Source organism: Streptomyces typhae, assembly GCF_009755605.1.
GTDB lineage: Bacteria > Actinomycetota > Actinomycetes > Streptomycetales > Streptomycetaceae > Streptomyces > Streptomyces typhae.
On the sequence record NZ_WPNZ01000001.1, the window covers coordinates 771,844 to 787,642 of the forward strand.

A 15,799-nucleotide genomic window follows, 5' to 3' on the forward strand; every position below is an offset into this window, starting at 1 on the left:
CCCTTCAAAAAGGTGTTGCGTCTCGGAAGGTTCAGGCCTGGAACACGCGCATCGCCGCCGGAAAGATGAGGAACACCAGGAATCCCGCACACAGCAACAGCTGTGCCACCAGCATCGACTGTGACTTCTCGCCCGCGCTGCCCTCGATCTCGGCGAGCTCGCGATGGCGCATCGTCTCCGCACGGGAGGCGAGCGACTCACGCACCTTCGCGCCGTCGTCCGCGACGAGCGCGAGGGACGCGGAGAGGTCCTTGAGCTCCTCGACGCCCAGTTGCTCGCCGAGCGCGCCGAGGGCCTGCCACTGGCTGATGCCGGTGATCCGGGCGTCCGCGAGCGCGTTGCGGATCCGCTGCGTCGCCCAGCCGTCGGAGACCTCGGCCGCCGCCATCAGCGCCTCGGGCAGACCGCGGCCGCCGGCGAGGCTCATGGAGACCAGGTCCAGGTAGGCGCCGATGACGCGGCGCAGGTCCCGCCGCTTGTCCTGGGCGTCACGCCGCACCTCCAGGTCCGGCAGGAAGAAGAAGAGCACGCCGAACATCAGGGCGAGCCACACCGGGATGATGGGGCTGCGGCCGAAGTTGAGGGTGTAGATGACGACGAAGAGGAACGGGCCGAAGAAGACACCGACGGCCGCGAGCAGCACCTTCGTGGCGAGGAACTTCTCCCAGCTCCGGTCGAGCACGGCGAGGTCCGCCCGCAGCGACCTGAGCTCCCAGCCCTGCTGGAGGTAGAACTCGGCGACCCGCGCGCCCACCCGGCCGCGCAGCGCGCCGAGCCGTCCCGTGTCCGCCGTGTCGGCGGTGCGGTGCGCGGACTCGTACGCCGCTCCTCGTGCGCGCATCGCGTCGATGCGGGCGACCGTGGCGACCGCGCTGCGCCTGGACGGCATCAGGGCCCGTACGAGGGCGAAGATGCCGAGGCCGAGGGTGGCGCCGATGACTATCGGCAGGGTCAGGTTCATCGGTGTACCCCCTCGGTGACGCCCGGGGCGCCCGGCACACCCGAGACGCCCGGGACACCCGGCGTGCCCGTGGTGCCCGGGGCCTGAGGCCGTACGAACTGGACCCCGGGCTCGTCGCGTACGAGGAAACGGTCCGGCGTCTCGACCGTGGACAGCTTGCGCAGCCACCAGAAGCCGAGCGCGAACAGGCCGCACACGCAGGCGAGCACGAGCTGGCCGACGGGTGTGCCGTACGGCGAGACGAACTCGCGGTTGAAGATGGAGAGGCCGAGCACGAAGGCGATGGAGACGGCGACCACGATCTGCACGGAGCGCCGGGTCGAGGCGCGCTGCGCCATCACGCGCTGGCGCATGTCGACCTCTTCGCGCGCCGACTTGGCGAGCGCGCCGAGGACCTGCCGCAGGCCGGGCCCGCGCAGCTTCGCGTTGAGGATCAGTGCCGCGACGATGATGTCGGCGGAGGCGTCGTCGATCTCGTCGGCGAGGATCTGCAGGGCCTCGGGCAGCGGCGTACGGGCCCGCAGCCGGTCGACGAGGGCGTCGAGGTGCGGCCGCAGGACGGGTGCCGCCGCGCGCGCGGAAGCCGGAATGGCCTGTTCCAGGCCGACGGCGCCCGCGATGGTGTCACGCAGCGACTCGGTCCAGGCGGCGAGGGCCTCCACGCGCTTCATCTGGAGGCGCTCCTCGGCGGCGCCGCCGAACAGCTTGTCCCAGAAGAAGACGAGGACGCCGGACGCGAGGCCCGCCACCGCCCACCGGGTGAGCAGCAGGACGACCAGGCCGACGCCGATGGCGATCGAGCCGCGCCGGCCGACGAACCGGACGAGTTCGCTCATCCGCTCGCCGGCGCGCTGCTTCTCGTGGGCGGGCCTGGCGGGAAGTCCGCGTACGGCGACCGCGAGCAGCGCGAGGCCGCCGCCGACGGCGACGCCGCAGGCGAGCCCGTACAGGACGGGAAGGGAGAACAGGCCTCCCATCGAACCGAGGGAACCCATGCTGAGTGCGTGCATGCCGTCCGCGTGCACACTGAGTGTGTTCATGCCGTGCGTCACCCCCACTGCCCGGCGGGCCGGTAGCCGAAGGCGGCGAGGTCGTCCATGCAGGCGATCGGGGCGTGCGGGACGACGCTGCCGTCCGGTGCCTCGGCGAACACCTCGCTGGACAGGACCCGGCCGTCGACGCCGTTGACCTCGCGGACGGAGGTCACCATGCGCTGGAGCTTGCCGCCGGTCTGGTAGTTGTTGCGCCGCTGGATGAAGACGACGAAGTTCACCGCGCCCGCGACCAGCATCTGGCTGGCCTCGATGGGCAGCCGTTCGGCGGCCTGGAGCGCGTACGTCGAGATCCTGTTGAAGACCTCGCTGGAGCTGTTGGCGTGGATCGTGGACAGCGAGCCGTCGTTGCCCTGCGACATCGCGTTCAGCATGGTCACGATCTCGTCGCCGAGCACCTCGCCGACGATGACGCGGGAGGGGTTCATGCGCAGCGAGCGGCGTACGAGTTCCGCCATGGAGATGGTGCCCTGGCCCTCGGAGTTGGGCAGCCGCTCCTCGAACGCCACGACGTTGGGGTGCAGGTCGGCGAAGGTGTCGAGGCCGAGTTCCAGGGCGCGCTCGACGGTGATGAGGCGTTCGTGCGGCGGGATCTCGTTGGCGAGGGCGCGCAGCAGCGTGGTCTTCCCGGCGTTGGTGGCGCCCGCGATCATGATGTTCTTGCGGGCCCGTACGGCGCAGGCGAGGAAGTGGGCGACGTCCGGGGTGAGCGTGCCGTTGCCGACCAGGTCGGACATGAACACCTTGCCCATGCGCGCGCGGCGGATGGACAGGGCGGGCCGCCGGGCCACGTCCATGACGGCGGAGAGCCGGGACCCGTCCGGAAGGCGCAGGTCGAGCTGCGGATTGGCGGAGTCGAAGGGGCGCGACGACAGCCCCGAGTAGGCGCCGAGGATCTGGATGAGCTCGATCAGTTCCTCGTCGGTCTCGGCGACCGGCTCGGCCTTGGTCTCGCGTCCGTCGGCGTAGCCCACGAAGACCTGGTCGCACCCGTTGATGTCGATGTTCTCGACCTCGGGGTCGTCCAGGAGCGGCTGGAGGCGGCCGACGCCGAAGAGCGCGGCGTGCACGGCGGCCGCGTACTGCTCCTCGGTCTCGGCGTCCAGCGGGGTGCGCCCGGAGTTGATCTCCGTACGGGCGTACTCCTCCAGGATCTGGGCGATGACGGCGCGGGCGTACTGCCGCTCGTCCTCGCTGGACATCGGGGTGACGCCGGAGACCTGGTCGAGGCGGCGCTGCTCGGCGATGCGGTCACCGGCGTCCTGCCGGAACCGCTTCACCAGCTGGTGGTCGACGGCGCTCATCGCCCGGACCCCGCCGTCGGGCTCGCCCAGGCGGCGCCGTACTGCTGGTACAGGTCGGCGGTGACCTTGCGCGCGGAGCGGATGAGCATCGACTTGTCGAGCCTGCCGCGCTTACGGCCCGCGAGCTGGTCGGCGCCCGCCGGGTCGTCGGCGAGCGTGCCGACGACCCGGGCTCCGGTCTGCGCGGCCATGAGCATCTCGTCGACCTGGTGTATCAGCTTGCCGGAGTTCGCCGGGTCGGCGATCAGGACGACGCCGACGAGCGGGGTCGCGAGGGCGGCGGCGCCACGCGGGCCGCCGTGCAGCCGGGTGGCGAGGGCCGCGGCCCGGTCCCGTACGCGGGCGATGGCCTCGGGCTCCGTACGCGAGATCAGCAGGACGAGCGCGGCGTGCGGGAACAGTTCGACGGCCGGGCTGTCCCCCGCGATCCGGCCGCAGTCGGCTATGACGTCGGCCGGGGCGTTCGGGGACTCGGCGAGCTGCGCGAAGGCGCGGCCGAGGGTGGGCCAGATCCCGGCGATCCCCGCGGCCTGCTCGGACATGCCGAGGCCCACGAGCACTTCGAGGCCGCCGGACAGCGGCTGGGCGTGGTCCCACAGCTGATCCGGTACGAGGCCGCGGCGCGCGGTCGCGGCGATGGACAGCATGCCGGTGTTCGGGTTGAGCGGGCCGCCGTGCGCGGCGGCGCTGCGGTAGACGAGGTCGCCGCCCGCGGGGTCGGTCTCCGCGACGAGCACGCGCCGCGGCCACACCGCCGCGAGCGCGACGGCCGCGGTGGTGACGCCGGGGGAGCCTTTGTCGGCGGCGAGAGCGATGAGGGCCATGTCTGCTCTGCTCGCCTCTAGTTGCCGTTGCCGGGAACGATCGCCACGGCCACCTCGCCGAGCGAGGCGGAGCTGGTGACCGCGGCGACGTCGTCGTTGTCGACGAGCACGGTGATGCTCAGGTTGCCGGTGCTGATGGTGGCGTCCGCCTTGTTGTTCACGAGGCCGACGCGTGCGTCCGCGACCAGCGGGGTCCGCCCGGAGGAGCTGCCGGTGCCACTGCCCTTGTCGCTGCTGGAGCTGGAGCCGTTGGCGGCGACGCGGTAGAGGGCGACCGTGTCGCCCTGCTTCAGAGTGGAGGGGTACTGGCCCTCCTTCAGGGCGAGGCCCACGGAGGCCTTGCCGGTGGGCAGGCCGCCCTTGTCGTCGAACATCTCGCCGACGATGACCGTGCCCGGGTAGAGGCTGCTCTTGGCCTTGAGCTTCTTCAGCGCGCCGAACTGCGACTCCTTGATGTAGTGCAGTCCGGAGTCCTCGTTGACCATGACCGTGCTGACCTTGTCACGCGTCACCGACTCACCGGCCGAGATCTTCTGCGTCACCTTCAGGACCTCGATGCGGTCCCCCGCGCGCAGCACGAGCACGGTGGCGCCGAGCGCGCCGACCAGGATGAGCAGAACGGCGAGTGCCGCCAGCGCGGGTTTGCGCTCGCGAGGCGCGGTGGGAAGACGTTCACCGACCCCGGCCTGAACCGGCACGGCGGAACGGTTGGCGCCCGCCCCCGTACGCTCCTGGATCTTCACGCAACCGCTCCCCGTACGACCAAGAAAAATCCGTCATTTGAGACACATGAATCCGCCTCGGCCGGGGTTCCATCGGCCCGTCGGCCCCAGGCGCAGTGTCAAGCCATCGCACCGTATCAGCAGCACATAAGGCCCTCAAGGCGCGTTATGGATCGCGAAGCACAGCCGCTTCATCGTTACTCACACGCAATACGAGGCCCTCGGTTCCCACGTCACCGAGAGCACCCCACTCCACCTCTGCGTGTGCACTAGCGAACCAACTGCCTTTGCGTGCAACACGCCATGCGACGACTTCACGCCATCCTCTCCCCCGTGTCGTCCCGGACCGCGACCCCGTACGGCGATCCGTCGGACATCAGGACGACGTCAGACGGGGCGCGGGTGGTTCCCGTGACGGGAGTCGCGCCCCGGGTGCGCCGGGAGGGAAGGGGCCCACGCACCGGGAGGTACACCGCGGGAACGCCACACCTTCGCAGAATCTCCGCACAAATTTGCGCCTTCCCAATCGGGGAGCGGTGGCCTTGCCGATCGGGGAGCGAGGCCCTTGCCGATCAGGGAGCGGGGCCCTTGCCGATCGGGCGGCGGCCCCCTCTTCCGACAGGGCGCCCCACCCTTCTCAATCGGGTCGCGGCACCCACGAGGCCGCGCGTCCGGCGGCGACGGCCCCGCCGACGAGCGTGGCGATCAGGGCGGTCAGTACCGTGCCCGCCGACATGGCCGCCAGCAGCGGCCAGGACACCTCACCGCCGTAGGCTCCGCCCGTCACCGGCTGGACCAGGACGAGATGGACGCCGACGCCGACGGTGCCCGCCGCGCAGAGCGGTGCGCCCACGGCCCACACCGCGGTCCGGTGGAACACCCGCCGGTCCCCGGTGAGGACGTTCAGCGGCGCCAGTGTCCGGGCCAGCCGCAGGAACTGCGCGGTGGCCGCGACCGCCATGGCCAGGAGCAGGACCGCGGCACCGAGGGCTCCGAGGAACGGGATCCACCGTGACTGGTGGCTGAGTTCGGAGGGCTGTTCCGTACTCTCGCGCAGCCCTTGCACGGCGGCCTTCGCGGACAGGTGCAGGTGTGCGGCGCGCTTGACGGCCGGCAGGTCGAGGCGGGAGCCACCGGGTGCGAAGACCAGCGCCCGCAGCCCTTCGCCCCGGGTGAGCGGCTGAACGGGCCCGGACCGCACGAGGACGGGCTCCCCGGCGGGCCCCGGACCCGCGCCGCGCACCCGCCGTTCGAGATCGCCGAGGGCCACCTGCCGCTGCTTGCCCCGCGGCGGACACGGCAGGTCGAGGAGGGCCAGGTCACGGCACGGCGCCTGCATGACACGCACCGTCTCCGGCCCCTCGCCCTCCTGCCCCAGGGCGACGACCCGCGCCGTCCGGGGCAGCGAGGACCGGAACGCCGGGGGCAGTTCGCCCGCGTGGGTCGACTGGACGAGGGCCGCGCTCTCGGCGGCCGTGCCCGGCGTCCGCTCGTGACCGGGCATGACGGACAGCAGGCTGGACAGGATCTGCGCCTGCCCGAGGACGCCGACGGCGACCACGAGCACCGCCACCAGACGGACCACGGCGGCCGGTCGCGCGGCCATGGTCCGCACGGCGATCAGGAGGGCGGGGTTGCCCTGGTGCCGCGCGGAGCCCGCGGCCTTCCTGCTCCACCGCCCCGCGCCCCAGCCGAGGACCCACGGGAGCGTCGCCCACACTCCTGCCACCGCGAAGAGGTAGGCGACGGCCGAGCGCTGCGCCCCGCCGAGGAGCGGACCCGAGAACATCGCCAGGAGCACGAAGACGGGGAACGCGCCGAGGGCGAGGAGCCGCAGCGGGCCCGCCTGCGCGCTCGTGGGTCGGTTCGACCGCGCCCCGGAGCGGCGGGTGGGGGCGGGCCGCAGCAGCAGGACCAGGCCGAGTGCCGTCAGCGCCGCGAGCCCCATGGCCGCGGAGAGGGCCGCGGTTCCCGCACGGGCGTCCGCCGCGGCCAAGGTGTAGCCGATCCACGGCAGTCGGACGTCGTACAGGAGCGCCGGTACGAGTGCTGCTCCGGCGAGCAGCGTCCCGAGCGCGACGGGAAGCGCGGCGCCCCCGAGATCCACGCACAGCCGGGCGCCGCGGCCTGCTCCCAGTGCGTCGAGGAGGGCGTCCCTGCGGTCCCTGCCCGCGGCGCCGGTACGGGCGGCCGCGACGACCAGGGCCAGCGCGGGCAGCCCGAGCAGCACGGCGAGCAGGGCCCACATCGCCGTCCTCTCACCGACGACCCGCAGGTCGCCGAAGGGGATCCAGTGCCCGCCGTAGCCGGTGATCCTCTCCAGGTCCGCCGTCCGGAGCAGGTCGGCCGTGGGCCTGACGTACGCGAGGCGCTCGCCGGGGGACGCCAGGCCCGCGCCGTCGATCCTCCCGGCCACCTTCCCGTACCGGTGGGCGAGGTCCTCGGCACGCGGCGCCTCGGCCAGCGCAGGGGACAGCAGGACCTCGCCGGGAGCGGGCCAGTGGCCGACGCCCGGCGGCAGCGGCGCGTCGTCCGTCAGCGGTGCGATCACCACCACGGTGAACTGACGGCCCCCGTAGGAGTCCCAGTAGCGGCTCCACAGGGCTTTCGCCTGCTCACCCCGCTCGGCGAGGGCCGGGGTCCGGGCGGCGCCGCGTGCCTCGCGGCCGTCCCAGGCCGCCGACGCGAGGACGAACGAGCAGAAGGTGAGAGCGAGTACCGCGGAGGCGAGCAGCAGCGCGCCGAAGCGCGTACGTCCCGCCTCGGCGCCCTTGTGGGACGCGTGCCCCAGGCGCAGCAACTGCCAGGCGAGACGCCGCCCGCCCGGCACCGCGCCGCGCGCTCCCGAGCCCTGATCGCGCGTTCCCGCGTCCATGCCGTGCGTTCCCGCGTCCCCGCCGCGCGTTCCCGTGCTGCCGCCCGTCACGGCGCCGCCGTCAGGCTGCCGTCGGCCAGCTTCAGCGTGCGGTCCGCGCGCCGGGCCGTCTCGGGGTCGTGGGTGACGACGAGCAGGGCGCAGTTCCGGGCCCTGGGCAGGTCGAAGAGGAGGTCTGCGACGTGGTCCCGGTTCCCTGCGTCCAGTGCTCCGGTCGGTTCGTCGGCAAGGAGCAGCGCCGGTTCGCCGATCAGCGCACGGGCGACCGCGACGCGCTGGCGTTCACCGCCGGACAGTTCACCGGTGAGCACGCCATCGGCCCGCACGCCGAGCTGCGCGAGGAGTTCACCGCCGCGCCGGTAGGCGTCCTCGCGCGGGACGCCGTCGAGGAGCGCGGCGATCGCGACGTTCTCCACCGGGGACAGCTCCGGCAGCAGCTCACCGAACTGGAAGACCATTCCGATGTTCTGCCGGCGGTGCCGGGAGAGCCGTCGGCCTCTCATCCCGGCCATGTCCTCGCCCGCCACCAGGACCTTTCCCGCTGTCGGCGGGAGCAGTCCGAGCACGAGGGACAACAGGGAACTCTTGCCCGATCCGGAGGGCCCGGTGACGGCGACGGACTCACCGGCCGGCACCGCCAGGTCCACGCGGTCCAGGAGCGTTCTGTTGTCGATCTCGTAGGTGAGACCTGCGATGTCCAGCGGCGGGGAGGAGAGTGTCGAGGAGGGGGGTGTCACGGATTCTTGTCTGCCTTCTTGGGATACAGAGCTGCCCGGGGCTCTCGTGCGCCCCGGGCAGGTCACATCGGACCGACCGGCTCGGTCAGTCGCCGGTGACGATGTGGTCGTCGCTCCACCAGCGCCCGCAGTCGTCGGGCCAGTTGTTGATGACGACGCAGGCGCGGGCGTCCCAGACCTTGCTGCCGACGCCGCTGTAGGTCTTCTTCCCGGCCCCCTTCTTGTTCCAGAGGGTGAACTTCTTGGTGCCGTGGGCCGCGCGGTTGTACTCCGCCTTCACGGACCGCCCGTCGGCCTTGCGGTCGGCCAGACCGATCTTGCTGTTGGTGCCGTAGCTCCACGCGGCGGCGTAACCGCCGTTCGAGGACTCCACGGAGATGTCCTGCGCGACGGCCAGGGTCGACCCCGCCGCTATCGCCATACCGGCAGCCACCACGGCGATCCGCGAGACGGACCTGCTGCGTATCGACATTGCGTTCAATTCCCCCATCATCATGTGTAGCAAATCATCATGTGTAGCAAATCGTCCGCACCCCCGATGGGGTGGGATTCCGTCAGCGGAGGTCGTACGAAAGGTTTTCGCGTGCCACCCGCTGGACGCTTTTGAGCCTGGCGTCCTCTTCCGGGAAGAGTTCGAGCATTTCGTAGGCGTAGGACGCCGCCTCGATGGAACGGCCCGAGCAGATTTCCTCGTAGAGGATCCAGGAGCCGCCGCGGACCACGTCGAGGCACTCCTCGGCGATGTCGTCCTGCTCGCCGTGGACCAGAGCGTGCAGGACCCACATGAGCTGGTGCCGGTGCGCGTGCGGGGCGCCCGCCGCGAGCGCCGCCATGACCATGGAGGCCGTGGCCACGGCGGGCCGCATGAGGTTCGACTGCACCAAGGCGTGCTGGTCCGCCCAGCCCTCCCCCGGGTCCTCCGGAGGCGGACCGCCCAGGGAGCGGAGGAAGTCCCGGGGAATGTGCTCGGCCGACCTGAGGCACCCGCACGTCATACCCGCCCAATGATGCCGCGAGATTTCCAGCCGCAAGAGATCAAAAGAATTCACTGCCGTCATCCCAACCTGTCCCAACGGCCACCCTTGACGTGCCGCACACCATCGATGAACTGAGGTGGATCGTAGTCGTGCTGGCAGTTCACGCAGACCGGCTTGTTCTTGGTGACCTTGGCGGCGCCGTCCTTGACGACGTGCTTGGCGTTCGTGAACTTGATCTTCGAGGCGTCGCCCCCGAGGGCGAAGCACACATTGCCCTCCGCGCAGAAACTCGCGCCCGGGTATCTGCCGCCGGAGGACCCGAGGGCGATCTCACCGGTCTCCGTGTTGACTCCGCCCACGTAGGCACGGCCGGACCCCTTGCGCGTGTGGTTCTTCAGCGCGAAGTCGTCGACCATGCTGTCGGCCTGCGCGAGCTGCCCCTCGATGGTCCAGTTGGCCGGTGGGGAGTGCACCTCCAGTGCGGCCGGTGGCTTCTTCTGACCCGCCCAGCCCCGGTTTCCCGGAAGCTGGAGCGAGAACTGCGACAGGTCGTCGGCCGAGGCGCCCGACTTCCCGAAGAGCCCCTTGCCGTAGCGCAGCGCCGGTCCGAGGAGCGGGGCGAGCGCCCCGCCCGCGGCCCCGAGGAGCAGGTCGGACGGGCTGGTCGGCTGGCACTGCACCGAGTTGACGGCGTACGTGTAGGCCGCGCCGATGGCGGCGTCCGTGACCGCCGCGGTCGCCAGGGCCCGCCCCCCGGAAAGACCGAGCGAGGTGGCGAATCCCATCCCCGCGGGGGCGAGGAACCCGGCGCCCGCGCCGATCACCGCGCCCTTGGCGGTGGCCCCCGCGAAGTCCCCCCAGTCGAAGTCGTCCCGGTGTGTCAGGGCGTAGACGCCCCCGCCGATGACACCCCCGATGGCGCCGCCGATGCACCACGGGCACGCGCCCGACGGGTCGGCGAGGTTCGCCGGGTCGTCGTTGACGTACGCGTACGAGGACTTGCTGGAGTTGTCGAGGGCCGCCGGGACCGGGTCCACGGTCGTGAAGCGGCTCTGCTCGGTGTCGTAGGAGCGGGCCCGCAGCAGAAGGCGGTCCGGCAGGTACTGGTCCTTGTACTGCCCGGTGTACCCGAAGATGCTCGTCTGGCCGCCGCTGATGGTGGCCTTGCCGGTGGACTTGCCCCAGGGGCCGTAGGTGTAGCGGTAGTTGTCCTTGCCCGCCGCGTCGAAGACCGTGCTGACGGAGTTCTGCCGGTCCTGGGTGAAGTGGAACGTGCCCTTCGTGCGGTCCATGGACCGCGCCGTGCCGTCGGGGTCGTAGCGGTAGTCCGCCATCAGCGCGCCGGCACTGTCGGTGTCGGTGGCTATCTGCGGCAGCGGGTTGTTGATGTCCCAGCGGGAGGTGCGGGCGAGCTTGCCGTTCTTGTTGCTGCCGGTGCGGTTGCCGTCCGCGTCGTACAGGAACGCGTAGGCGTCGGAGCCGATCGTGGCCGTCTTGACCCGGCCCAGCGGATCGTACGCGTAGGTGTCCGCGCCGTCCTTGGTCTGGTTGCCGTCCGCGTCGTAGCCGTACTTGGTGGTCGCCGTCCCCTTCGTCTCGGAGCTGAGCCGGTCGGCCTCGTCGTGCTCGTACGTCGTGGTGGTGCCCGACGCCTTCGCCGACTTGAGGTTGCCGACCTTGTCGTACGTGTACGTGTCGCCGCCGGTGCCCGGCAGGCAGGACGCGGTGCCCGTGTCGGTGCACGCCCGCTTCATCCGGCCCGCGGCGTCGTACGCGTACCGCGTGGGCTTGCCGCCCTTGGGCGTGTCCGTGATGATCCGGCCCGCGTCGTCGTACGCGAAGGAGTTGCTCCCCGACGGTGTCGTCAGGGAGGCCGGGCGGCCCGCCTCGTCGTAGGTGCGGCTCTCGGTGCGCGCCGTCGTCGTCGGCAGCGTCACCGAGGTGAGGTTGCCCGCGGCGTCGTACGCGTAGCCGGTGTCCTTGCCGTCGGTCGTCTGGGTCCTGACCCGGCCGTTGTCGTCGTAGGCGTAGGAGGTGGCCCTGCCGTCCGGATAGGTGCGGGACTTGAGGGTGTCGTCGGTGTTCCACCGGTAGGTGAAGGGCTTGGCCGCGCCCGGCGACGTGATCGTCTCGACCTTGTCGTCGTTGTCGTAGGTGAGTGTGCGGGAGCCGGTGGCGTCCTTGACCGTGACGGGACGGCCCGCGTCGTCGTAGGTGTACGACTGCGTCGGCGTGCCGTCGGAGTAGGTGACCTTGGTCGGCAGGAGCCGGGCGTCCACCGTCGTGGTGATGGTCTGGCGGCGCGCGTTGGTGACCGTGGTGCGGTTGCCCTCGGCGTCGTAGGCGTAGCCGACGGTCTCGCCCCGCGGGTTCGCGACGGACGTCATCCGGCCTTCGGCGTCGTAGCCGTAGCGCGTGACGCGGGAGTTCGCGTCCTTGCTGGTGTCCAGGAACCCGGCCTTGTCGTAGGTCGGTTCCGTCGTGCCGCCGTCGGGGTGGGTGACGAGGTCGACGCGGTTCAGCTCGTCGTGGGCGTACACCGTGGGCTTGCCGCCGGGCTCGGCCACCGCGGTGACATTGCCGACGGCGTCGTACTCCGTCGTCGCTCTGTGTCCGAGCGGGTCGGTGACGGACGTGGTGTGGCCCGCCGTGTCGTAGCCGTACGTCCACGTGTACTTGGCGGGGTCGGCGCCGACGGCGTTGCCGCGCGGGTCCACCGACGTGGCGAGGCGGCCGTCACCGTCGTAGGTGTGGGTGGTGCGTTCCTTGGCCGGGGAGATCTCCGCGGTCAGATTGCTGTCGTCGTCGTACTCGTACCGGGTGACGTGCTTCGACCACGTCTTGGCGGACTCCAGGCGGCCCTCGTCGTCGTAGGCGAGCGTCGTGCCGTGGCCGAGGCCGTCGGACGTGCTGGTGACGGAGCCGTTGTCGTCGTACGTGACCGAGCGGGTGTGGCCGAGCGGGTCGGTCGTCGACAGCGGGCGGTCGTCGGCGTCCCAGGCGAAGCCGCTGGTCCTGCCCTGCGGGTCGGTGACCGACTTACGGTTGCCGACCTTGTCGTAGCCGAACTTCCAGGTGTGCTCGGACTTCTTGGCGCCCTCGACGTTGCCGCGCGCGGTCACCAGCTCCGACTGGCGGCCCGCCTTGTCGTACACGTACGAGGTGGTGCCACCGGTGCGGTCGGTGACCGACGCGACGCGGCCCACCTTGTCGTAGCCGGTGACCCGCTTCTTCCCCACGGGGTCGGTGACCGTCGTCGGGCGGCCCGCGTCGTCGTACCCGTACGTCGTGACGCGCTTCTTCGCGTCGGTGCGGGTGTAGAGGCGTCCTGCCTGGTCGTAGCCGTACGCCGTGACGTTTCCGCGCGCGTCCGTGACCGTCTCGACGCGGTCGGCCGCGTCGTAGGTGTAGGCGGTGGTGTACTTCGCCGGATCGGCGCCGGTCTCGTTGCCCCGCGGGTCGACGGCCGTCCGCAGGCGTCCGGAGGCGTCGTGGGTGAAGGTGCTGCTGCCGCCCTCGGGCGCGGTGACGGACTTCAGGTTGCCGTCGCCGTCGTGCCCGTAGTGCGTGATCTTCCCGCGCGCGGACGTGGCCGACTCGATGAGGCCCGTCGTGGCGTCGTACCCGTACGTCACCGGCTTGGTCAGCGGTCCGTCGACCGAGGTCAGCTGGTTCTTCGCGTTGTACCCGAAGACCGTCTTGTTCGACTCGCCGTCCGTGTACGACTCGACGTTCCCGGCCTTGTCGTAGGTCCACGACTCGTCGGAGGCACCGGACGAACGCCGCTTCATCCGACCCGACGTGTCGAAGTCCCACTGCGTCTCGCGGATCTCCGCGTCCACGGCGCTGGTGCGGTTGAAGCGCTGGTCGTAGCGGTAGTAGCTCTTGTTCCCGAGCGGGTCGATCTGGGTGAACAGGACGTTCTTGTAGTAGATGTCCGTCCAGACACCCCCGTCGGGAGCCGTCGTGTCCGTCTGGTCGAACTCGCCGTTCCTGCGGTACGCGAAGCGGGTCTCCTCCTTGACCCCGTCGGTCTGGGCCGTCACCCGCCCCTTGTCGTCGTACACGTTCTCCGTGACGACCTTGCCGTCGGCTGCGGTGACCTCGTCCAGGAAGCCGCCTGCGTCGTAGCCGTACCTCTCGGTGGTGCCGTCGAGGGCCCGCACCGCGGTGAGCCGGCCGTCGGTGTGGTCGTAGTCGACGAAGCGCCCGTCGGCCAGCGTCAACCGGTCCAGGCGGTCACCGGAGTAGGAGAGCGTGGCAGCGCGCCCGGCAGCGTCCGTGATCTTCGTGGGCCTGCCGCCGGTGTACTCCAGTGTCAGACCGCGTCCGGTCCGGTCCTTCAGCGCGGAGAGGCGGCCCTCGGCGGTGTAGGAGTAGACCCGGTGGTCGGCCGTGGTCAGCCTGTAGCCGCTGCCGTCGGCGGACAGCGTGGAACGGGCCTGGCCCGGGGCCGCGTACGCTCCCCCGCTCTTCTTCGCGTAGGTATGCCGGGCGCCGCCCTCGCCGATGAGCGTGACATCACCGTCGGCCTGGACGGCGAGCCGCGTCTCCCACGGCAACTGCCAGCCCTTGCCGAGCGCTCCGGAACCCGTGTGGTCCGAGGAGTACACGCGCCGCACGCTCAGGGGCACGCCCGGAGCTGCCACGTGGGCGTCGGTGAAGGGTTCCGTGAACGCGCCCGTCGCGGTGTTCACCGGATCCGCGCGCTGCACCGTCGTTCCCACCGCGCCGCTCGCGTCACCGCACAGCGCGGCGCAGGCAGCCCCTTCCGGCAGGGCCGGGACCATGTGGAAGAGGTTGTACGACCCGCACGACTCCTTGTCCGTGGGGTCGTCGGCCACGGTCGTGCAGACATAGACGAAGTACGACGGGTTCGAGGTGGTGCACGCGGTCGTCGGCAGCGTGATGGACGCGTTCACGACGGGGAACGTCCGGCCCGTGTTGAGCGTCGGTGCCTGCACGGTCTGCCCGAAGTCCAGGAACCTGTCCGGCGTGCCCGCGCAGTAGTCCGTGATCTGCCAGCGCACCTTGACGGGGTGCACCTCGTCGTCCGCGCCCCCGGTCTGCCAGATCGCCGCCGACACCTGGAGCGGTTCGCCCGGCACCGCGGCGCCGACGTGGTTGCCGAGCGCCATCAGCCAGCCGCCCTGCTGGGCGGCCGTGTTCCCGAACGGGTCCACGGTGTACTGGTAGAGCGATCCGCTGGAGTACGAGGGCGCGGCCGCAACTGCCCCCGCCCGGCCGACCGGCGGCCCGGCGGCCCGCCGGTCGGGGGCACCTGATGTCACCGCATGCCGTTGGCGGGCGTCCGGCTCGACCGCACGCCGTTTGCGGGCGCCCGGCTTCACCGCACGCTGACCGCGGGCGCCCGGCTTCACCGCACGCTGATCGCGTTCGAGAAGCTCCATCTGCCGGGCGGTCGCGGGACGGCTCTTCGTCGTCGGCAGGCCGTGCGGCTTCGCACCCGCACCGCGGATCGCCGTCTGCGCGCGCCGCTCCGCGGGCGTCACGGGCTTCTGCACCGCCGCGGGTTCGGGCATGCGTCCCGCACTCCCGGCCGGCCGCATGACGGGCCCGGTGTCGTCGACCGGCACCTCGACCAGCCACCCGCCGCCCGCCACCACGGACAGCACGAGTACGACCATCAGCACGCGCAAGCGCGCAGACGCCATCGCCAGCACGACCCACCCCCCGAATACCTGCACAACCGTGGTCAGTTGTGTACAGGTCGTGAGGATCTTTGATGCATGGGCCATCGAAAGGCAAGGGCGCAAAGAGGGGGTTTGCCATGTCTCGCGCCAGATACGTCCAGCAGTCTTTACCGATCCGCAACAACGGGCGAACTAGCAGCAAACCGGGGATGAACCCCCGCGCCCCACGCACCGTCGGACAGCGCGCCGGAGCAACTCCGACCGACGAAAGAGAAGTTCGACCCCCATGAGGCTTTCCTTTCCCTACCGCCGCCCCGCGCGGTGCGCGCCGTGCTCGCCGCCGTCACGGACACCACGGCGCTCGCGCTCGTAGCCGCCAACGCCCCCGCCGCCAACGCCGTCATCGGCGGCACCCGTGCACCGAACGACGCCTACGGACACCGTCCACCAGCTCGGACAAGCTGGGGAAGACGCTGGGGGGTTCGGCTGAGGCGAAGCGAAGCGCGTGAAGCAGCGGCTGGGACGGCGCTGAGGAACTCTGGCCTGAGGGTGGGTCCGCCCCGGTCGCGTGCAGGCGGTTGCAGAGCCGCCCGTGGGCCGGGGCGGGTCGGCCGGGGCGGGTCCTGCTCTGTTCGCCGGGGCGGGTCCTGCTCTGTTCGCCGGGGCGGGTCCTGCCCTGTTCGCCGGGGCGGG

Annotated in this window: 10 protein-coding genes; all 10 read right to left on the reverse strand. The window is 71.3% G+C overall.

From position 1 onward, the window contains the following. Nucleotides 1-31 precede the first annotated feature (31 nt). The 10 genes from GPA10_RS03415 to GPA10_RS03460 all read right to left on the reverse strand — a co-directional run bounded on the left by GPA10_RS03415 (nucleotide 32) and on the right by GPA10_RS03460 (nucleotide 15,127). Nucleotides 32-961 carry a type II secretion system F family protein gene (locus GPA10_RS03415; protein ID WP_058848028.1) on the reverse strand — a complete coding sequence of 310 codons (930 nt, stop codon included), beginning with the start codon at nucleotides 959-961 and terminating at the stop codon, nucleotides 32-34. Next, complete coding sequence (locus tag GPA10_RS03420; protein ID WP_425505651.1) at nucleotides 958-2,001, reverse strand: type II secretion system F family protein; 1,044 nt, start codon at nucleotides 1,999-2,001, stop codon at nucleotides 958-960. Before GPA10_RS03420 ends, GPA10_RS03415 begins: the two co-directional genes overlap by 4 nt. Before the next feature lie 8 nt (nucleotides 2,002-2,009). Then, nucleotides 2,010-3,317, reverse strand: a complete 1,308-nt coding sequence (locus GPA10_RS03425) for a TadA family conjugal transfer-associated ATPase (RefSeq protein WP_058848027.1) — start codon at nucleotides 3,315-3,317, stop codon at nucleotides 2,010-2,012. Beyond that, nucleotides 3,314-4,141 (reverse strand): hypothetical protein, encoded by an 828-nt coding sequence (locus tag GPA10_RS03430; protein WP_157164052.1) that lies wholly within the window; start codon nucleotides 4,139-4,141, stop codon nucleotides 3,314-3,316. The genes GPA10_RS03425 and GPA10_RS03430 overlap by 4 nt, the downstream gene beginning before the upstream one ends. A gap of 17 nt (nucleotides 4,142-4,158) precedes the next feature. Next, nucleotides 4,159-4,884, reverse strand: a complete 726-nt coding sequence (locus GPA10_RS03435) for a hypothetical protein (protein ID WP_343040248.1) — start codon at nucleotides 4,882-4,884, stop codon at nucleotides 4,159-4,161. A 616-nt stretch (nucleotides 4,885-5,500) separates the two neighbouring features. Then, nucleotides 5,501-7,738, reverse strand: coding sequence for a hypothetical protein (locus tag GPA10_RS03440; protein WP_157164053.1), 2,238 nt, complete (start codon nucleotides 7,736-7,738; stop codon nucleotides 5,501-5,503). 47 nt (nucleotides 7,739-7,785) lie between these two features. After that, nucleotides 7,786-8,475, reverse strand: coding sequence for an ABC transporter ATP-binding protein (locus tag GPA10_RS03445; protein WP_343040249.1), 690 nt, complete (start codon nucleotides 8,473-8,475; stop codon nucleotides 7,786-7,788). A gap of 85 nt (nucleotides 8,476-8,560) precedes the next feature. Then, a complete protein-coding gene (locus GPA10_RS03450) occupies nucleotides 8,561-8,947 on the reverse strand; it encodes a hypothetical protein (RefSeq protein WP_157164054.1) in 387 nt (128 codons plus the stop codon). An 82-nt stretch (nucleotides 8,948-9,029) separates the two neighbouring features. Beyond that, the gene (locus tag GPA10_RS03455) at nucleotides 9,030-9,356 is read right to left on the reverse strand and encodes a hypothetical protein (RefSeq protein ID WP_157164055.1); all 327 of its coding nucleotides are present in this window, start codon (nucleotides 9,354-9,356) and stop codon (nucleotides 9,030-9,032) included. 173 nt (nucleotides 9,357-9,529) lie between these two features. Then, the gene (locus tag GPA10_RS03460; RefSeq protein ID WP_157164056.1) at nucleotides 9,530-15,127 is read right to left on the reverse strand and encodes a DUF6531 domain-containing protein; all 5,598 of its coding nucleotides are present in this window, start codon (nucleotides 15,125-15,127) and stop codon (nucleotides 9,530-9,532) included. Between the last annotated feature and the right edge of the window lie 672 nt (nucleotides 15,128-15,799).

What these genes read in the sequence shown, in the direction of transcription:
- GPA10_RS03415 (WP_058848028.1), bottom strand. Translation starts at nt 961, where the DNA reads ATGAACCTGACCCTGCCGATAGTCATCGGCGCCACCCTCGGCCTCGGC.
- GPA10_RS03420 (WP_425505651.1), bottom strand. Translation starts at nt 2,001, where the DNA reads ATGAACACACTCAGTGTGCACGCGGACGGCATGCACGCACTCAGCATG.
- GPA10_RS03425 (WP_058848027.1), bottom strand. Translation starts at nt 3,317, where the DNA reads ATGAGCGCCGTCGACCACCAGCTGGTGAAGCGGTTCCGGCAGGACGCC.
- GPA10_RS03430 (WP_157164052.1), bottom strand. Translation starts at nt 4,141, where the DNA reads ATGGCCCTCATCGCTCTCGCCGCCGACAAAGGCTCCCCCGGCGTCACC.
- GPA10_RS03440 (WP_157164053.1), bottom strand. Translation starts at nt 7,738, where the DNA reads ATGGACGCGGGAACGCGCGATCAGGGCTCGGGAGCGCGCGGCGCGGTG.
- GPA10_RS03450 (WP_157164054.1), bottom strand. Translation starts at nt 8,947, where the DNA reads ATGTCGATACGCAGCAGGTCCGTCTCGCGGATCGCCGTGGTGGCTGCC.
- GPA10_RS03460 (WP_157164056.1), bottom strand. Translation starts at nt 15,127, where the DNA reads ATGGCGTCTGCGCGCTTGCGCGTGCTGATGGTCGTACTCGTGCTGTCC.